General features: G+C 59.4%; 19 protein-coding genes, 2 tRNA genes and 1 pseudogene. 2 read left to right on the top strand and 20 right to left on the bottom strand.

Features of this window, described 5'->3' with window-relative positions:
- Positions 1 to 178: 178 nt before the first annotated feature.
- From BM300_RS12700 to vapB, 11 genes and pseudogenes are all read right to left on the bottom strand, one after another.
- On the bottom strand, positions 179 to 1,336 hold the full coding sequence (locus BM300_RS12700) for an AAA family ATPase (RefSeq protein ID WP_092463030.1): 1,158 nt from the start codon (positions 1,334 to 1,336) through the stop codon (positions 179 to 181).
- A gap of 208 nt (positions 1,337 to 1,544) precedes the next feature.
- A tRNA-Thr gene (locus BM300_RS12695) sits at positions 1,545 to 1,620 on the bottom strand.
- A 75-nt stretch (positions 1,621 to 1,695) separates the two neighbouring features.
- A complete protein-coding gene (locus BM300_RS12690) occupies positions 1,696 to 2,520 on the bottom strand; it encodes an FkbM family methyltransferase (protein WP_092463029.1) in 825 nt (274 codons plus the stop codon).
- 310 nt (positions 2,521 to 2,830) lie between these two features.
- On the bottom strand, positions 2,831 to 4,084 hold the full coding sequence (locus BM300_RS12685) for a methyltransferase (protein ID WP_092463027.1): 1,254 nt from the start codon (positions 4,082 to 4,084) through the stop codon (positions 2,831 to 2,833).
- Positions 4,065 to 4,754 (bottom strand): ABC transporter permease, encoded by a 690-nt coding sequence (locus BM300_RS12680; protein ID WP_092146498.1) that lies wholly within the window; start codon positions 4,752 to 4,754, stop codon positions 4,065 to 4,067. The genes BM300_RS12685 and BM300_RS12680 overlap by 20 nt, the downstream gene beginning before the upstream one ends.
- Positions 4,751 to 5,446 carry an ABC transporter permease gene (locus tag BM300_RS12675; RefSeq protein ID WP_063323379.1) on the bottom strand — a complete coding sequence of 232 codons (696 nt, stop codon included), beginning with the start codon at positions 5,444 to 5,446 and terminating at the stop codon, positions 4,751 to 4,753. The genes BM300_RS12680 and BM300_RS12675 overlap by 4 nt, the downstream gene beginning before the upstream one ends.
- 78 nt (positions 5,447 to 5,524) lie before the next feature.
- On the bottom strand, positions 5,525 to 6,280 hold the full coding sequence (locus tag BM300_RS12670; RefSeq protein ID WP_072342838.1) for an ABC transporter substrate-binding protein: 756 nt from the start codon (positions 6,278 to 6,280) through the stop codon (positions 5,525 to 5,527).
- A 13-nt stretch (positions 6,281 to 6,293) separates the two neighbouring features.
- On the bottom strand, positions 6,294 to 7,067 hold the full coding sequence (locus BM300_RS12665; RefSeq protein WP_014336086.1) for an ABC transporter ATP-binding protein: 774 nt from the start codon (positions 7,065 to 7,067) through the stop codon (positions 6,294 to 6,296).
- Between the two features lie 301 nt (positions 7,068 to 7,368).
- Positions 7,369 to 7,779: a hypothetical protein gene (locus BM300_RS12660; protein ID WP_177344947.1), complete on the bottom strand. Its 411-nt coding sequence runs from the start codon at positions 7,777 to 7,779 to the stop codon at positions 7,369 to 7,371.
- A 258-nt stretch (positions 7,780 to 8,037) separates the two neighbouring features.
- Positions 8,038 to 8,280 (bottom strand): annotated as a pseudogene (locus tag BM300_RS12655) (PIN domain-containing protein); the annotation flags it as partial.
- The gene (gene vapB / locus BM300_RS12650; RefSeq protein WP_371914661.1) at positions 8,249 to 8,431 is read right to left on the bottom strand and encodes a type II toxin-antitoxin system VapB family antitoxin; all 183 of its coding nucleotides are present in this window, start codon (positions 8,429 to 8,431) and stop codon (positions 8,249 to 8,251) included. The gene vapB and the pseudogene BM300_RS12655, both read right to left, overlap by 32 nt.
- Before the next feature lie 241 nt (positions 8,432 to 8,672).
- Here vapB and BM300_RS12645 point away from each other — a divergent pair, with 241 nt between their 5' ends.
- A complete protein-coding gene (locus tag BM300_RS12645; protein ID WP_092463024.1) occupies positions 8,673 to 9,122 on the top strand; it encodes a peptidase associated/transthyretin-like domain-containing protein in 450 nt (149 codons plus the stop codon).
- Between the two features lie 9 nt (positions 9,123 to 9,131).
- Here the strand turns inward: BM300_RS12645 and BM300_RS12640 are convergent, their stop codons facing one another.
- The 9 genes from BM300_RS12640 to panM all read right to left on the bottom strand — a co-directional run bounded on the left by BM300_RS12640 (position 9,132) and on the right by panM (position 16,357).
- Positions 9,132 to 9,578, bottom strand: a complete 447-nt coding sequence (locus BM300_RS12640; protein ID WP_092146494.1) for a hypothetical protein — start codon at positions 9,576 to 9,578, stop codon at positions 9,132 to 9,134.
- Positions 9,579 to 9,754: 176 nt separating this feature from the next.
- Complete coding sequence (locus BM300_RS12635; RefSeq protein WP_092463022.1) at positions 9,755 to 10,804, bottom strand: PDDEXK nuclease domain-containing protein; 1,050 nt, start codon at positions 10,802 to 10,804, stop codon at positions 9,755 to 9,757.
- Between the two features lie 223 nt (positions 10,805 to 11,027).
- Positions 11,028 to 11,435: a hypothetical protein gene (locus BM300_RS12630; RefSeq protein WP_063323372.1), complete on the bottom strand. Its 408-nt coding sequence runs from the start codon at positions 11,433 to 11,435 to the stop codon at positions 11,028 to 11,030.
- Between the two features lie 61 nt (positions 11,436 to 11,496).
- On the bottom strand, positions 11,497 to 11,826 hold the full coding sequence (locus BM300_RS12625) for a DHCW motif cupin fold protein (RefSeq protein ID WP_063323371.1): 330 nt from the start codon (positions 11,824 to 11,826) through the stop codon (positions 11,497 to 11,499).
- Positions 11,827 to 11,942: 116 nt separating this feature from the next.
- Positions 11,943 to 12,018: transfer RNA gene (locus BM300_RS12620), tRNA-Phe, on the bottom strand.
- Positions 12,019 to 12,120: 102 nt separating this feature from the next.
- Positions 12,121 to 12,393 carry an oxidative damage protection protein gene (locus BM300_RS12615; protein WP_003196814.1) on the bottom strand — a complete coding sequence of 91 codons (273 nt, stop codon included), beginning with the start codon at positions 12,391 to 12,393 and terminating at the stop codon, positions 12,121 to 12,123.
- Positions 12,390 to 13,457 carry an A/G-specific adenine glycosylase gene (gene mutY, locus BM300_RS12610; RefSeq protein ID WP_092146490.1) on the bottom strand — a complete coding sequence of 356 codons (1,068 nt, stop codon included), beginning with the start codon at positions 13,455 to 13,457 and terminating at the stop codon, positions 12,390 to 12,392. The genes BM300_RS12615 and mutY overlap by 4 nt, the downstream gene beginning before the upstream one ends.
- Complete coding sequence (locus tag BM300_RS12605) at positions 13,454 to 15,685, bottom strand: AsmA family protein (protein WP_092463020.1); 2,232 nt, start codon at positions 15,683 to 15,685, stop codon at positions 13,454 to 13,456. Before BM300_RS12605 ends, mutY begins: the two co-directional genes overlap by 4 nt.
- Before the next feature lie 273 nt (positions 15,686 to 15,958).
- Complete coding sequence (panM, locus tag BM300_RS12600; RefSeq protein ID WP_092146488.1) at positions 15,959 to 16,357, bottom strand: aspartate 1-decarboxylase autocleavage activator PanM; 399 nt, start codon at positions 16,355 to 16,357, stop codon at positions 15,959 to 15,961.
- Between the two features lie 261 nt (positions 16,358 to 16,618).
- Between panM and BM300_RS12595 the strand changes: the two genes are divergently transcribed.
- Positions 16,619 to 18,280: an OFA family MFS transporter gene (locus BM300_RS12595; protein WP_092146486.1), complete on the top strand. Its 1,662-nt coding sequence runs from the start codon at positions 16,619 to 16,621 to the stop codon at positions 18,278 to 18,280.
- Positions 18,281 to 18,385 lie beyond the last annotated feature (105 nt).

The raw sequence follows: 18,385 nt of genomic DNA, 5'->3' as shown, positions 1-18,385 counted from the left end.
TATCCATTTGAACCGGAACGGCGACAGAGGCTATATCAGGAAGGAAAGGAAGGAAAAAGGAAAGGAAAAAGGGGACGTATTTATTTTCCAAATCGAAAGTGAGGTGCCTATGTGCAGGAGTGCTACGTTTGCGGACGGACGCCTATGCGGCTAGTGCCACTCGATGATCAACCAGTCCCTAACTCCCCTCAATCAAAACCCGCTGCTCCAGCCAAATCTCCTGAACAAACTGATCCGTAATCGCGTAAATCCCATGCCCGCGCCGCATGATGATGTTCTCCGCTACTAGCGCGATTACCACCGGTTGAATCTCTTCAACCCGCACCTCTCGCCCTACTGACTTTGAATACTCTGCCGCTGCGTCGATGGAAAAAATCCCTCGAGCATCGCCTTCTGTAGATGCGATTTTGTTGAAAATCGCCAGGGCCAGGCTGCCCAGTTGCTCGACTTTTTCCAGCTCGATGTTCGCTGCAGCCGAACGTAGAGTGCTGGCGATTACGGGAAGAAAGAGGTCGGGGTCCCCGTCCTGCTGCAAGAGTTGGCGTAGAGCCTTGAGCATCTCCTCGGGTCGGTTGCCCAAGGTATTGAACGCCTCGATGGCTGTCTCCACGGACGGCAGCTTTTCTTTTTTCACGGTCATGGCAAGTCGGTTGAGCAGGAACTCTACGTAGTCACCTTTGAGCAGCGGGTAGGCGGCTGATGTGGCGCCGGAAAACGCCTGGTTGCGTTTGGCGGTCAGTTCGCTGACTTGCGCCCTGTGGGAGCCGGTTCCGATAAACAGGAAGTAACCCGGTGTATTCGGGCGAGGGTTGATGGCATCGCGTGCGGCCTTGAGGGCCAAGAGCATTTGATTGCCATCGTCGGAGGAAATGGCGTGCTGCACTTCGTCAATGATCAAGACCAAGTCGGTCTTGGCTTGGTCGACGACTTCTGTCAGTGCTTGCGCCAGTGTCGGGCCGTCGGGGTTACCGATGTTGTCGAGTTTGAAGCCGAATTTGAACCCTGCGGCGCCTGCCTCGACATTACTGACGCGCTTGAGTATTTCCAAGGCAGAGGAGCCCGGCGTTTGCAGATCTTTCAGCGTTTTATGTATGGCGTTATGCACGAGCGTGGCCGGGTTGGCCAAGGTGTCGCTCCATAGATCAACGTAGATGACCAGAGCCCCAGCCTCTTCCAGGGCTGGGATGAGGTCATTTCTCAGAAAAGTCGTTTTGCCTGTACGGCGTAAGCCAGACAGGAATAGACCTGAGCGTAGGCCTTCATCGAGCACGCCTGGATGGAGCAGCTGATTTGCCATCGATTCAGCCAGTTCAGGGCGTTGAAATATGCTGCTCATGCAATTATCCCTTTTTATGGATAAGCCATAATTATTGCCAATTCATAATTTAGCATAAAGATCGGATTGTGAGCCTTGGGAGAGAATCGATGCTTTGAGGAGTAGCGAAGCGGGGGACTACGAGTTGGTCGACGGAGGCGGGGGGTAGGAACATCAATACCCCAGAAACAACAAAGCCCTCGCATTTCTGCGAGGGCTTTGTTTTGTATGGTGCCGGCACCAGGAGTCGAACCCGGGACCTACTGATTACAAGTCAGTTGCTCTACCAACTGAGCTATACCGGCGTGTGGGCGACGATTATAGCGATTGGGTGCGTTCTGTAAACCCCTGAATTCTGACTATTTTTGCACTGCCCATACTCAAGCGCGGTGCAGCAGGTTGCGCAGTTTGTTCAGGGCGCGCCAGGTGCGGCTGTTTTGCATGGCGTGGAGTTGGGCTTCGGCCTGTTCGGCGCGTTGCAGGGCGGCGCTGAGTTGTTGGTCGGTGTCGTCGATGGGGTGGCTGAATTTGTGGCCTTTGCAGAGTTGGAAGCCGTCGAGGTTGCACGGGGGGATGTCGAAGGCGGGTTTGAGGGCCAGGTGTTCTTCGGCGAGGTAGTAGGTGTTGATGCCGTCGAACAGGATGGACTGGTAGCCGGCGTCGGTCACCAGGGTTTCCCAGGTCTGGTCGCGGGCCCATGGGGTTTCGATGAGGATGATCCAGGGGCGCCAGCGGCCGAAGTCCATGCCACGCAGCACGGTTTCTTCGTGGCCTTCGACGTCTATTTTCAGGAAGTGGATAGGACGATCCTGGGCGTATTGCTCGCAGATGGAGGCCAGGGTGCGGGACTGGACGGTCTGGGTGCCCACGTCCATGCCGGCGTCGCGGTGTTGTTGGGCGACGCTGGCTTCTACCGTGGACAGGCCGGTGTTGGCGATGGTGTAGAAGGTCAGGCTTTCGGCGTTGTCGCCGGCCACGCATTGCAGGTTGATGTCGTGGGGGCGTTGTTGGCAGAGGGCGTCGTAGTAGGCCGGTACGGGTTCGATGTTGATGCCGCGCCAGCCGCGGTCGTAAAACGCTCGGGTGACTGAATCATCTGTCGGATGGTTGGCGCCGACGTCGAGGTAAAAGCCGTTTTCCACCGATTTGAGGGCGCGCCACAGGCGTATGTCTTCGAAGTTTTGTGCGTAGGAAATGAACGTCACGGCCAGTCCTTGAGTGTGTCGGCGTTGTGTCAATCACGATACGTTTGGCTGTTGTATAGCACGGGCGCGGTGGACGCAATTGTTGGCGCGGAGCAGCACTGAATTCGGCGGTTATGTCGTTTTGCTTAGACGCTTATGCACAACGGGCAGGATGAGACGCAGCGCATCTTGCGATTTTGTGACCGCCTTCGCGTTTCGTCGCAAATGCCTGTTTTCATGGTTTTTTATCCATATGAACAAAAAATGACCAATGCTGATTCGCTCAGGAAATCACGGATTTCTTGGATCCGAGTTTATTTCATCAACAGAGTTATCCACAGGCTGTTTCGTCTCGGCAACGCTCTGCCAGCAACAGCAGGTTGCGCGGCGTCAGCGGGGTTTCGCAGAAGGTGCCGAGGCGAACGTCGTAGCCTTTTTGAGTGAGGAAAAGCGCCCGGTCCAGTACCAGCCAAAGCTCTAGCGGTCGGCGGAAAAGGCCTCGCAGCAACTCCAGGTTGCGCACCTCGGCCAGACGTTGATGGCCCGCTGCTTCCAGGGCGACCCAATCAGGCGTACCAACTGTGGATAAGTCTTTCAGGATCGCCAGATCGGTGCAGTACTGGGCGAAGGATTTTTCCAGCCAGGCGCTGGGCAGTGAGGGGGTGGACAAGTAGTCGTCGCACCCCCTGATGTGCCGTTGCAGCAGGTCGAAGCCCAGGCGCCGGGCCATGGATTGGTCCCGTTGTCTTCTGACGCGCGCGCCAGCGGTGACGGTTTCGGTCAGCGGCAGGCTGAGATCGTCTAGCGACAGCTGTAGGGCTGAGCCCTTGGCCGCGTCGGACAGTGCTTGATAACGCTCGCTGCTGATGCGGTTGTAACAGCAGGGCGCGATCGCCAGTTGTGCACAGCCAGCGGCGCTGGCCAGGTGTATCAAGCGCACATGCAAGTCGCCGCAGGCGTGCAGGGCCACAGGCGTGTGTCCGGAATGGAGCGCCTGGATTGCGTCAGCCGCCAGTACGTCTTGTTGCAGGTGCGTGGCGTGCAGGTGATGGCGCAGGCTCAGTTGTTGGCCGCTGGCGACCAGTGCGGGGTCATACTCCAGGCAAGTCAGTTGTTGCTCACCCTGCAGCAGACGTCGACCGAGGTGGCCTTTGCCGGCGCACCAATCGAGCCAATGGGTCGGTTGGGTGGTGAAGTGCAGGCGGCTGGCGAAGGCTTCGATCTGCTGCCATTTGCGCCCGGGCACGTCGACGTTGAGGAGATGGCTTGGCGCTTCGAGCGTGCTGGCCGGCAATTCTGCGACAGCGCTCAATGCTCGGGAGATAGCGGCCAATTCCGGGAATGGCGCAGGCGCATCTTCCATCAACCACGGCTGATGATGGTCGTTTTCCGCAGCTTCCAGCGAGCGCTGGCGTAGCCATCGGGACAATTCCGGGTGGGACGTTTCCCAAGGCAGTTGCAGATGGGTGAACGGACGCGGTTTCCACAGTGCCTGGTGCGCCGTGAGAAAAGTATCCAGCGCCGTGAAGCGGGCGAGCAGAGCCTCGCCCGTCAGCACGCCGCAGTCAGCGTCCTTGGCAGGCATCGACGCGCAACCAGCGCTCCAGCTGCTTGAAGCCTTGCACCAGTAGGTAGGACATCAGCAGGTAGAACATGCCGGCTGCAAAGAAAATCTCCACCGGCAAGTAGGTCCGGGCAATGATGGTGCGGGCCATGCCGGTGAGTTCCAGCAAGGTCACGGTACTCGCCAGGGCACTGGCCTTGAGCATCAGGATCACTTCGTTGCTGTAGGCCGGCAGGCCGATGCGCGCGGCACGGGGAAGCATGATGTAGAACAACGCCTTGGGCCGCGACATGCCCAGGGCCCGTGCGGCTTCGATCTCGCCACGGGGGATGGCCTGGATCGCACCGCGCAGGATCTCGGCGATGTAGGCAGCGGTGTGCAGGGTCATGGTGGCCGTGGCGCACCAGAACGGGTCCCGCAGGTACGGCCACATTGCACTGCTGCGCACGGCTTCGAATTGCGCCAGGCCGTAGTAGACCAAAAACAGCTGGACCAACAGCGGCGTGCCACGGAAAAAGAAGATGTAGGCATAGGGCAATGCCCGCACTTGCCACAGGCGCGAAGAGCGCGCGATGCCCAGTGGAATCGCCAGCAGCAGCCCGGCGATCACGGCGATGGCCACCAGCTCCAGGGTCAGTGTCGCGCCTTGGGCCAGCTTGGGCAGCCACTTGATGATGACGTCCCAGTTCATTGGGTACTCCTGGTAAATCCACGGGCGGCGCGTCGTTCCAGCAGGTGCATGCCGATCATGGCGAGCACCGTCAGGCCCAGGTACATGAATGCTGCGACCATATAGAAGGTGAACGGTTGCTTGGACACGGTCACGCCGATTTCCGCATGGCGCATGATTTCTTCCAGGCCGATCACCGAGACCAGCGCGGTGTCCTTCATCAGGATCATGAACAGGTTGCCCAGGCCGGGCAGGGCGATGCGCCACATCTGCGGCATGATCAACCGAGTGAAGATCCGCCACTTCGACAGGCCCAGGGCGACGCCGGCCTCACGGTGGCCCTTGGGAATCGCCAGGATCGCACCGCGAAACACTTCCGTGGCGTAGGCGCCAAAGCACAGGCCCAGGGCAATGACACCAGCGGCGAAGGCATCGAGGGTGAGATCGGGGTTGCCGAAATACTCACCCAGGGCACGCAGCAGGTTGACGGTGCCGAAATAGATCAGCAGCACCCAGAGCAATTCCGGGATGCCGCGAACCAGCGTCGAATAGGTGCCGCCCAGCCACTGCAGCGGCTTGTACGGCGAGGTCTTGGCCAAGGCGCCGAGCAGGCCGAGCACCAGCCCCAGGCAGAGGGCCGTGAGTGCCAATTTGACGGTCATCAGCGCGCCGGCGGCAAGCGCCGGGCCGAATCCGTAGAGATCGATCATCATGGGTAAGAATTCATATCGCGGCAGGCTTTGCTAAGGGCCGGCGCTGCCAGACGGCTGCGCCGGCCAGGCACGTCAGTATCAATAGATACTGAACGGGAAGTACTTGTCGTTGATCTTTTTATAGGTACCGTCGGCAAGGATTTCCTTGAGTGCGGCGTTCAGCTTGTTGCGCAGTTCGTCGTTACCCTTGCGCACCGCAATGGCGATCTTGTCACCTTCCACTACCGGATCCCCCTTGAATTCGTAAGCACGGCCAGCTTCGGTTTTCAGCCAGTCGTAGTTCACGTATTTGTCGGCCAGGATCGCGTCGACGCGGCCGGAGGTCAGGTCCAGGTAGGCGTTTTCCTGGGTGTCGTAGAGCTTGGCGGTGATGTCGCTGCCCAGTTCGTCTTCCAGCCAGGTGCCGGCGAGGGTAGAGCGCTGGGCCCCGATGACCTTGCCCTTGAGAGACTCTTTATCGACTTTGAAATCGACGTTTTTCGGTGCGATGAATTGCAGTTTGTTGGAGTAGTACGGATCGGTGAAGTCCACGGCTTGCTTGCGCTCGTCGTTGACCGACAGCGAAGAAATCAGGAAGTCGAACTTCTTGGCCATCAGGGCGGGAATGATGCCGTCCCAGTTGGAAGTGACGACTTCACACTCGACTTTCATCTTGGCGCACAGGGCGTCGCCGATGTCTTTATCGAACCCCACGACCTGGCCGCTGGCGTCCTTGTTGTTGAATGGCGGATAGGCCGCTTCGATGCCCATCTTCATTTTTTCGGCCGCCATGGCGCTGGCCGAGAAGACCAGGCCGGCCGCTGCGGCCAGGAGGAATTTCTTGTAGCTCTGCATGTGTACTGCTCCGTTAGCGGTTGCTGGACATGAATTGTTTGCAGCGCGCCGAAAGCGGGTTCTCGAAGACCTGCTGTGGCGATCCTTGCTCCTCGACCAAGCCTTGATGAAGGAACACGACTTCGCTGGAAACCTGGCGGGCGAAGCCCATTTCATGGGTGACCAGCAGCATGGTGCGTCCTTCTTCGGCCAGGGCGCGGATCACACTAAGTACTTCCTGGACCATTTCCGGGTCAAGGGCGGAGGTGGGTTCGTCGAACAGAATCACCTTGGGCTGCATCGCCAGTGTGCGAGCAATGGCCGCGCGTTGTTGCTGGCCGCCAGACAGTTCGGCCGGGTAGGCGTGACGCTTGTCGGCGATACCGACCTTGGCCAGCAGGGCTTCGGCCACTTCGACGGCTTCGGCCTTGCTTTGGCCAAGCACCCGGCGCGGCGCTTCGATGATGTTATCGAGCACGCTCATGTGCGGCCAAAGGTTGAAGTTCTGGAAGACAAAACCGATCTCGCTGCGCAGGCGGTTGATCTGTTTGCCGTCGGCGGCGACCAGTTCACCGTTTTTCGCGGCCTTGAGCTTGAGCTCTTCGCCGGCCACCAGGATCTGGCCCTGGTTGGGGTTTTCCAGCAGGTTGATGCAGCGCAGGAATGTGGATTTGCCGGACCCGGAGGATCCGAGGATCGAGATCACATCGCCGTCGCGGGCGGTCAGCGAGACGCCTTTGAGCACCTCCAACTGTCCGTAGCGTTTGTGCAGGTTGCGGATTTCAAGCGCGGGCGTGGCCTGGGCCATGTGCGGTCCTCATGGTATGTGCTCCCTTGCTGTTGGCTGCCTTCCTTGGCGAGGCGGCCAAGCTAGCATGCGTCCGAATGGCAGCCAACAGCGCTACGGGGGGTAAACCAATGATGTGCGGCAGGTTGTCGCATCGGCACAGCAGACTGTCGCGCCTTCAACAACCGAACGGCCGTTTGAACCTGGTTTACCGGTGAAAAGTCCGGGGATTCGCGTAAAAAAAGGCGCGATGGTGCCAGCTTTGGGCGGGGGTTGGAAGGGTTAATCGGATGAGCGTTGCCGCGATCAAAAGTCTGTTGGGTTACTCGGGAGCGTCCTCGAGATCCCACAGTACTTTGAGAACCTCTTTGAAGCTGGCTCGTGCAATTTCGAAATCCGCCTGTACTTCAGGGCTGTGAAGCCAACGCTCCGCTGCTTCCCGATCGATATCGTCAGCCCACATTCGATAAGTGATCAGGCTATTTTCGACCAGGTTTTGGACGGCCGTGGCTTCGTTTTCGGCATTTTCACGATTCAGAAGTTCGGGCTGTTCATTCGTCATCGCAAGGATTAATCCGAGCATCCTGATCATCATGTCAATGCGCCCCGACTCTTCTTCGGCGTCATGCATCTCATAAAACAGTGACAAGAAGTCTCTTGGGCGTTCTGCGAGTTCGTCTTGCAGGGCATCCAGGAAGTACGGATCGTCGTACTCAGGAAGATCAAACGCCACGGCAGCAGGCTTTGTACGACTGACGCGTAGTTGCTTGGCTTTTGTTTTTGCACGCTTGGCGCGTTTTTGTTGCTTGTTGGCGGAGGCCGTGGGCGTGGTTCCGTTATTTTGTTGAAAAAAGAGTCATGAAATCTGTGGAAGCGAGCTTGCTCGCGATGGCGGTAGAGGAGCCAACAAAGATGAGGGGGTGATGGCCGCATCGCGAGCTACCTCCACAGGAGTCTCAATGGAGTGGTTTTTAACTTCAAGCCCCCGAAGTTACAACCCTGGCGTCGTCGCTGTGGTCCAGTCCGCGATGCGCAGGCCCGGGACTCTTTCAAACTCCCTTAGATTGTTGGTCACTACGATCAGCCCGCGAGAACGGGCATGGCCTGCGATCATTTGGTCATAGGGACCGATCGGCTTGCCAATTTTTGCCAGCTCGGCTCGGATCATTCAGGTATGCGCTGCGCCTTCATAATCAAAAACTTCAAGCCGGGCACAGAACCCAGGCAGGCTCGCGCTCCTGATCGGCAGGCTGTTCACGCTCTGCCATAAAATCTGCTGTCACGGAGTCTCCATCGAACCCGCTATCCCACGCTTCGCCAACTGGTGTGATGACGCGTGCTCTTCCTATGGCAATCACGTCTACACGCTTTACATCGTTTGGCATCGCAACGTAGCCAGGACGGCCGGGCTGCAATTGCTCATGAAAAGGGTGGTTTGTTCGATGTGCAGCCCCTCTTGGAAATTCAAACTAAGCATAGAACCATGCGGGGATATGTCAGCCGGATATATAGCGTTGCGATGAATGGTTTTCTGATTCCGTTCATCGCCAATAGATCTAAACCTTGGCGTGTAACCACAATCAAAAGAGAACTCATGAGCTGTTTCCAGTACCTGGAGTCCTCGCCATGAAGCATAACCATTACTTTTTGCTGCCCTTCCTTCTGCTCGGCATGCTGTTGTTCCCGATCATGCTCAACGCCACCAGCCTGGCCCCGATAGACAGTGCCGGCGTGCAGGCCCAGCCGCAGCAACAGAACGGCATCACCTACTTGTCCGGTGGCATTGGCGAGGATGAAGCCCGGTCCATCGGACAGGCCCAGGGTTACAACCTGCACATGACGTTCGCGGTCGGCCCGGAAAACAAATACATCCCGGATGTGCATGTCGTCGTCCAGAACGCGGCGGGGCAAGCGCTGCTGACGCTGGACGAGGCGGGACCGCTGGTTTACGTACAGTTGCCGCCGGGCAAGTACACCGTGGTGGCGACACGCAACGGCGAGGCGCGGCGCGACACCGCCGACGTCGGCAGCGGCGCCGCGCGCAACCTGGTGTTCCATTGGAACGGTGACGAATAACCGGCCGGTTTATTCGCTGGCTGGTTCTTCCATCGACTGGCGATAACGGTCCAGCGCCTCGCTGAAGTCCTGGATGAACTCCGGGGTGCTGAGCCAGCGCTGTGCCGTCTCGCGGTCCATGTCATCGACCCACATGCGGTAGTCCACCAGCATGTCGGCCGCCAGGTTGGTGGCGGCCATGCTTTCGTTTTCGGCGTTTTTCAGGTCGAGCAGACCTGGGCGTTCGATGATCATCACGCTCAGGGACGCGAGCAACGTATCGAGCATTTCACTGCGGCTGATGGCCTCGGCTTCGCGCAGCTTGGCGAACAGTTCCAGCACGTAGACCGGTGGCTGGGCGGTGGCGTGGGCCGGGTCGCCATACATTGGGATCGATTTGCGCCCGCTCATGCGGATCTGCTTGGCTTTGTCTTTGGCGCGCTTGGCGCGTTTTTGCTGCTTGTTCAGTGAGGCCATTGGGCTTCGGTTTCCAATTCGTTAGGGGACAGTGCCCGGCTCAGTCGATTTTCGGCACGCTAAAGCGCAATTCGCTGCCCTGGCCTGGCTGGCTTTCGGCGTGCAGTTTACCGCCATGGGCCTGGATGATGCCCCTGCCAATTTGCAACGCCATCCTGATAGCGACTGTCTTCCCCTCAGACGCCAGGCCCGGTTGCCATTTCCTCAAGTCGGGCGCGTTCACGATCCAGTTCTCTGCTCAGCTCTTGCTCGGTGGGCAGTACCAGCTGGTACTGGCTGGCGAATAGCTGTTCGTTACCTTGCAGCACGGAATAACGCACCACCGATTCGTCTTTCTGGGCGCACAGAATGATGCCGACGGTGGGTTTGTCATCGGGGCCGCGCTTGAGGTCGTCGTAGAGGCGCACATACATGTCCATTTGCCCGATGTCCTGATGGCTCAGCTCACCACGTTTCAGGTCGACGATTACAAAACACTTGAGCAGATAGTTGTAGAAGACCAGGTCGAGGTAGAAGTCTTTGCTTTCGGTACTGATGCGTTGCTGGCGGGCGATGAAGGCGAAGCCCTTGCCCAACTCAAGCAGGAATCCCTGTAATTGGTCAATCAGGGCCTGTTCCAGTTCTGTTTCCAGGAGCGTGCCGGCATTGGGCAGCCCGAGGAACTCCAGGACCACCGGATCCCTGACGATATCCCTGGGGCCGAGGTTCAGTTCCTTGAGATTGACGAGGGCCTCCTGCTCCACCGCCGGCCTGTCGCGGCTGGCCAGTAGGCGTTCGTAATAGAAGGTGCCGATCTGGCGTTCCAGGGCGCGGGTGGACCAGCTTTGGATGGCCACTTCGTTCATGTACCAATGTCGGGCGTTGTCGTTTTCTACGCGCAAAAGCGTGCGGTAATGGGTCCAGCTCAATTCGGTACGCACTGCGTTCCAAATCGGGAACTTCTGATAAAAGTCTCGCATGTGTCGCAGGTTGCGTTCATCAAACCCCTTGCCAAACCGCGCCGTCAGCACTTTCGCCAGCGACGGCAGCAGACGTTTTCCATAAGCCGCTCGTTCGGCGCCTCCTTGCTCGAACTCAATGATATGTCGCCCGATTTGCCAGCACGTTTGCACCTGCAGTGTATCGATGGCGCGCAAGACCTTCTGGCGTGCCTGCTGGATCAATTGGCCGAGTTCACTGATCAGTGGCGCGAGCTGCGGGTCGTCTTGAGGTGAAATTGAAGTCATCGATGTGTCCAGCCATTGAGAAGGGGTGGACCCAAAGCATGCTCCAGAGGAAGTTTTGATGATGCAGGACCGGGCTGATTGGCCTGGAGGATTAAAAGCTGATTCATGCAGGACGGATTTGACGCCGCCCTATGTCGATTGACCCTGGCTTGTAGGAGCTTTCTCTGAGGGTTGTCGTCCATCGCAGACGCTTTCATCACAAAAGCGCTTGGCGGGATGACGGTCAGATCGAGCCTTGGGCCAGCGCCTGGGACGCGGCCACATAATCGGCCTGGAATGGCTTGCTTTCCACCCAGTCCAGCGCGGTCTGTTCATCCACGCCCGTGGTCAGACGGCGGTATTCGATCAATGCGGTAATGATGAAGTCGGTCGCTTCTTCCTCGCCTTCCTGTTCCAAAACCAGCGCCAGCAGTGGATGGGCCAGGAACGCTTCGCACATCGCTTTCTGGCTGACCTTTTCGGCGGCACTCATGAGTTGGAACAACTCCGTCAGGTCCACGGTTTCCAGATCGATGCGCTCGTCGTTCGGGTCGAGGAAATCGTTCGGCGCAGCAGCACGCCGGGTGCGGTTCTGCTTGGCTTTCGCCTTGGCGCGCTGGCTGCGCTTGTGCTGTTTGTTCGCCGATGACATGGCCGGATTCCTGATGGATAAGGCCATCTATCCTACAGCTTCAACGCCGACGCTTCGAATCTCAATCCACTATGAAGAGCGTAGCTCCCGATGAAGTGGAGGATCGATGAGGCTCGGCCTGGTCTGCTACTTGGTAGCTCATGCCGGGCCTGAGCAAGAATTGCCGGCCATCTTCAAGTTCAGTATTGAGTTCGCCCTTGAGGCAAAACAGGATGTGGCCTTTGGTGCACCAATGGTCGGCTAGGTACCCCGGCGTATATTCCACCATCCGCACGCGAATGCTCCCGAACTGTTGGGTGCGCCAATAAGCGGTTCCGGTGACGCCTTTGTGCTCGGTGGGTTCGATGGTTGACCAATCGGTGGTGCCAAAGGGGATGCCGGTGATGTCCATGTCGACTCGCTTGCTGGAGGGGAGTGGACGAATGTAGCCGAGTCGATCAGGCGGAGAAAGAAAATCCCGGACAATAAAAAACCCCGATCAATTTCTTGATCGGGGTTTTCGGTATTTGGTGCCCAGAGACGGAATCGAACCGCCGACACGGGGATTTTCAATCCCCTGCTCTACCGACTGAGCTATCTGGGCAACGGGGCGCATTAAACGGGTTTTTCAGGGGGGCGTCAAGCACGTTTTCAAAAAATATTTAATTATTACCGTCGCTTACGATCCGCCCCCACGCGGGACAGCTTATTCGGACGGCGGTACGTAGCCTTCGGCCTTGGCGTAATCTTCGCCGGAAAAGTACTTGTCCATCTCGCCCTGAAGGTATTTGCGATCTTCAGCGTTCATCATGTTCAGGCGTTTTTCATTGATCAGCAGGGTCTGGTGTTTCTGCCAGTCGGCCCAGGCCTTGGCCGAGACATGGTCGTAGATGTCCTGGCCCTTGGCACCCGGGAACGGTGCACGTTCCAGGCCTTCCAGTTCTTCTTTGTACTTGCGGCACATGATGGTGCGGGTCATTGCAACTCTCCTGCGTTCATTACGGCGGCCGCGCGTTCGAGCAAGGTTTTGACCGGGGCGGCAAGGCCCAGGCGCGGCGGGGTGGCGAGGTTATACCAGAGCCAGTCGGCCTCGGCCACGTGATGGCCGGTTTCCCGGACCCGGACCAGCCAGGGTTCGATCGCCAACTGGAAGTGGCTGAAGGTGTGCACCAGGCTTGGCATTTCCTGTTGGCTGCCCAACTCCAGCGAGTGTTGCAGGGCCAGATGCTGCAGGTCGTCGAGGTCGTCGAGTTCCGGCAGGCTCCACAGACCGCCCCACAGCCCCGTGGAAGGGCGACGGTAAAGCAGGATTGCGCCTTCGTTGTTCGCCAGCATCGGCATCAAGGTACGCTTCTTGGGCACTTCCTTGCGAGGCTTGGGAATCGGGTAGCGGGTTTCCAGGCCCAGCATGTGGGCCTCGCAGCCTTGCTTCAGCGGGCAGAGCAGGCAACTGGGCTTGCTGCGGGTACAGAGTGTGGCGCCCAGGTCCATCATCGCCTGGGTGTAGGCGTTGACCCGGTCTTGCGGCGTGAAGCGCTCGGCGGTGGCCCACAGCTGTTTCGCCACCTTGGGTTCGCCTGGGTAGCCTTCCTGGGCGGTGAAGCGCGCCAGTACCCGCTTGACATTGCCATCGAGGATCGGTGCCCGCAGGCCCATGCTGATGCTGGCGATGGCGCCGGCGGTGGACAGGCCGATCCCCGGCAGCTCGGTGAGTTTTTCCACGTCCCGGGGGAATTCCCCGTCGTACTGCTCGACGACGATTTTCGCGGTTTTCTGCAAGTTGCGTGCACGGGTGTAATAGCCCAGCCCGGTCCACAGGTGCAGCACTTCGTCCTCCGGCGCGGCGGCCAGGGCTTGAACGGTAGGCAGCGAGGCCATGAACCGGTCGAAGTAGTTGAGCACGGTACTGACCTGGGTCTGCTGCAGCATGATTTCCGAGACCCATACCCGATAGGGCGAGATGGCCTGCTGCCAGGGCAAATCGTGGCGCCCGTGGCGGTCGAACCAGTCCAGTACGGCGGTGGAAAACTGCTCGGCTCTCATCGCTTGAACAGCCCCTTGAGCGCATCTTTGAGTTCGGGGCTGACCTTGTCGCCCAGCTTCTCATCGATCTTGTCGCCGAGACGGTCGCCGGCCAGTTTCGCCGCGACCTTGCCCAGCCCGTCGTTGTCCAGGCGACAGGCCTTGGCGCCGAGTTCCAGCGGGCCGCGGCAGCGCAATGGCCATTCGACGTCGACGTAGCGTTCGTTGACCTGGCAGGCCGGGTCGGGCATATCGCTCTTGTCGCCTTCGACGATGACGCCGACGCGATAATCCATGCCCAGTACACGCAGGTCGATGTCGCCGTTGCCGTTGACGGTCATGCCGGGGATGCGGACTTTCAGGTCCGGGTTGTTGGCAACGCCATTGTTGAAGGTGAGATTGCCGTTGAGTTGCTGGAACGGCGTGTCCTTGCCCCGGGGTTCGCCGCTGAGGCTCTTGCGATTGAGGGTGGCGATGCCTTTGCACAATTGCTGTTCGAGGTTGGCATTGAGCAGCACGCCATCGTTGATGACGAACCCGGCGGTGCCGTTGAGGCTGTCGATCAGGGCTTTCTGGCTATTGCCGCTGGCGGTGATCGCGCTGTTGACGGTGACGAGGCCTTTGACCGGCGGATTCTTGCCTTGGCTTTCGATGATCTTCTCGGCAGGGACCCGATTGATGCGCGTTTGCAGGCTCAGTTGCGGCGTAGGCTGGCGCACGTCCAGGGTGCCCTTGGTTTCGAAGTTGCCGCTGTACAGGTCGCCTCGCAGGTTCTCCAGGGTCAGCAGGCCGCCTCGGCCGGTGGCCTTGAGCGCAGCGTTCTGGATTGGCAGTTTATCGAGGGTCAGTTGCCCGAAGGCCAGGTCAGCATCGAGGTCCAGCTTGCTCAGGCGTTCCACTGGAAACAGTCGATCGTTACTCCAGGCGCCCTGGGTCGGGGCGCTTGGCAGCGGTGTACTGCCGGCACCGGCCATGGCGCTGGCTTCGGTGTTGCTGACTTCAGCCTCACGGGCCGCCTTGGAACTGTCGGCTTCGGCGGACTTTGGCGCCAGGTAGCGGTCGACGTTGAGCGTGTCGGCCTTGAGCTGCGCGCGCAGGGACTGCTTGGCGAAGTCCTCCACGGCGATGCGACCGCTGAAGTTGCTGTCGTCCACTTTCAGGTTGATGTCGTTGAGCTCGACACTGGTTGGCGTACCGGCAATGCGGCTGGACAGCTCGACCTTGCTCAGGCTGCCTTCGGCCATGGCTGGGAGTTTCTGGCCGATGCTTTCGACGAACTTCGCCAAGTCGAACTGGGCGATGGACACGCCGCCATTCAATTGCGGGGTCTTGTCGAGGTCGTTGACCTTCAGTTCACCCAGGGCGCGCAGTTGATTGAGCGACAGCTTGATGCCGGTCCACTCGGCGACGTTTGCGGCTTTGTCCAGGAACAGTTGGCCTTGGACGGCGAAGTTCAGGGTCTTGCCCTGCAAGGGATCGCCGGTGGCTTCGCCGGACAGTTTCAGGTCTTCGAACTTGTAGCGCTTCAAGGCACGTTCGAAGCGCAGTTCCCCCGTCACTTCGGTGCGTACGCGTACGGCCGGCTGGTTGCTGGACAGGAATGCGGTCAGGGTGACTGGAATGTTGGTGGAATCGTGAACCGGGCCGGTGCTCAGTTGGATGCTCTCGGCCGTGAACAGCTTGCCGGTCTGCTCGTCGGTGTATTCGACCCGGGCGTTGTTCACGGTCAGGCTATCGATATCCAGTCGGGTCGGCTGGGCAGGTTTTTCTGCCGGGGTACTGACGGGCGGGGTCGGTTGTTGGGATGGCACGGGGGCCGGCGCGTTCGCCGTCGACGCAGAGGCCGGCACCTTGCCGATGTCTTCCCAGTTGCCGTGCCCGTTCTTGTCACGATTGAGCCGCAGGTTCAGGCCTTCGACCCGCACATCGCTCATTTGTACTTCCCGGCGCAGCAGCGGTATTACCCGGACCGAAAGGCCGAGCATCTGCAGGTCAGCGAAAGGCTGGGTCGGACTGGCCAAGGTCGCGACGCTGGCATCGTGCAACTCAAGGCCCAGCCACGGAAACAGGCTCCAGCCGATGTCGCCATTGAGGGTCAGCTCGATGTGGGCCTTGTCGCGGGCTATCTGGCGGATCTCTTCTTTGTAGTCGTTGGGATCGAACAGGTGGGTCAGGGCAAAGCCCAGGGCCACAATGATCAGCAACAGCCCGAGAAGTACCAGACCCAGGATTTTGCCGAACGCTTTCATGGGCGAATCCTTGTAGGTTGAGTTCAAAATTTAGCCGGGAGTATAACGCCCCGAATTAGTGGCGCGTTGGGTGATCGTGTCTCACTCCCTCGCAGTCAGGCCGGCAGGTGTGATCCTGTGGCGAGGGAGCTTGCTCCCGCTGGGCTGCGAAGCAGCCCCAAACCAGGCGAATCGGTGTGCCTGAACACACCGAGGCGTTGGGTTTTTTGGGGGGGGCTGCGCCCCCCAGCGGGAGCAAGCTCCCTCGCCACAGGGATTTGTGTTCGGCTTTAACTAGCATTCGTCCAGCGGCAATCTCAATTTGGCCGCCAGCGCCTGGGTTTGCAGATGCCCGGCCGGGGCCAACAAGTGCAGCTCGGCACCGCTTGGTGCGGCCATTCGCCGAGCTTCGCTCACCAGCCGTTCAGCCACGCCACGGCGACGGGTAACGTTTCGTACGCACAGGTGGGACAAGCGCCAGGCGTTCTGGTGCCGTTGCAGGCGTGCTGCGCCGAGCAGTCGGTCATTGAAGCGTGCCGCGATCAGCGAGCCTTCCTCAAGGCATTGCTTGATCAGTTGCGTGGCATCGCTAAACGGTTCGAACAGCCAGGCCGGGGCATCCCGGTAGATTTTCTGCAGGTCCTGTTGGTCCTGACAGCTGGCGTCTGTAATGAGCTCGACAACGATGGGCATGGAAATTCCTGAAAAAATAAATCGTTAGCCCCCTATAGAAAGTCGGCGGGCGTGCGATAAGACAGATGGCAGGAAAAAGGTGATATCACTTTGGTTTTTCTGCCGCGAGCAAATGGTAACCTTTGCCCGTTCGTCCGTCCTTCTGCGACTTGATGTCGCACACTATGGAGCTTCACCAGAAAATACAGCCATGCCTGCGTGCAATGAAGGCTGAGGGTGACGCGTGGCTGACGGACCATTCCAATAACTGGGGGATACACAATGAGCACGAGCATCACGGCTGGCGGCATCGCCGACCAGCCAGCGTTCCTCTCCAAAGAGCGCATCATCGCCAAGCCCGGTTTCAACCGGTGGTTGGTTCCACCGGCCGCACTGGCTATTCACCTCTGCATCGGCATGGCCTACGGCTTCTCGGTGTTCTGGCTGCCACTGTCCAAAGCCTTGGGTATCACCAAGCCTGTGGCCTGTGCACCGGATATGAGCTTCATCTCGCAAGTCTTTTCGTCCCAATGTGACTGGCCGATCTCGATGCTCGGTTGGATCTACACCCTGTTCTTCATCTTCCTGGGTTGCTCGGCAGCCATCTGGGGCGGCTGGCTGGAACACGCCGGGCCACGCAAGGCCGGCGTTGTATCGGCCTTGTGCTGGTGCGGTGGCCTGCTGATTTCCGCGCTGGGTATCTATACCCACCAGATCTGGCTGATGTGGGTCGGTTCCGGTGTGATCGGCGGTATCGGCCTGGGTCTGGGCTATATCTCCCCAGTGTCGACCCTGATCAAGTGGTTCCCGGACAAGCGCGGCATGGCCACTGGCATGGCGATCATGGGCTTTGGCGGCGGTGCGATGGTCGGTGCTCCGCTGGCCGCCGCGCTGATGAGCCATTTCGCTTCGCCAACCGGCGTGGGCGTATGGCAGAGCTTCCTGGTCATGGCCGCGATCTACTTTGTGTTCATGATCGGTGGCGCCTTGTCGTACCGCGTCCCGCCAACCGGTTGGAAGCCTGAAGGCTGGACCCCGGCACCGAAGAAAGCCGCGAACGCGATGATCACCCATCGCCACGTTCACGTGAACGTGGCCTGGAAAACCCCGCAGTTCCGTCTGGTATGGCTGGTGCTGTGCCTGAATGTATCCGCCGGTATCGGCATCCTCGGCATGGCTTCGCCTCTGTTGCAGGAAGTGTTCGGTGGCAAGTTGCTCGGCAACGACCTGCCGTTTGGCCAACTGGACGCTACGCAACTGGGCCAGATCGCGGCCATCGCGGCCGGCTTCACCGGTCTGTTGAGCTTGTTCAACATCGGCGGCCGGTTCTTCTGGGCATCCTTCTCGGATTACCTGGGTCGCAAAAACACCTATTTCGTGTTCTTCGCCCTGGGCTTTGCCCTGTACGCGCTGATCCCGAACCTGGGTCACCTGGGCAGCGTGGCGCTGTTCGTGGCGGCGTTCTGCATCATCCTGTCGATGTACGGCGGCGGTTTCGCCACTGTGCCGGCGTACCTGGCGGACCTGTTCGGTACGCAAATGGTCGGCGCGATCCACGGTCGGCTGTTGACCGCCTGGGCGGCGGCAGGCGTGCTGGGTCCGGTCCTGGTGAACTACCTGCGTGAATATCAGCTGAGCATCGGCGTCGAACGTGCCGCGGCCTATGACATCACCTTGTATATCCTCGCCGGCCTGCTGGTGCTGGGCTTCCTGTGCAACCTGCTGGTCCGCCCGGTCGCCGACAAGTACTTCATGACCGACGCCGAACTGGCCGCCGAACAGGCGCTGGGCCATGACAAGGGCGCCGACAGCAGCACTTCGCTGGAATGGAAAGCCGCGCCGGGCACCAAGCCCCTGGCGATCGCCGCCTGGCTGGTGGTGGGCATTCCGTTGGCGTGGGGTGTGTGGGTGACCCTGCAGAAGACAGCGGTGTTGTTCCGCTAAGACCGTTGCCCTGTGTCATCGGCTCAGGGCAACCCTTGTGGGAGCGAGCCTGCTCGCGATGGGGGCGTGTCAGTCGACATCATTGTCTGCTGACCCACCGCCATC

This window comes from Pseudomonas sp. NFACC46-3 (assembly GCF_900114515.1).
Lineage (GTDB): Bacteria > Pseudomonadota > Gammaproteobacteria > Pseudomonadales > Pseudomonadaceae > Aquipseudomonas > Aquipseudomonas fluorescens_Q.
Note: the sequence above shows the minus strand (reverse complement) of the source record. Positions and strands in the feature narration are given on the sequence as shown.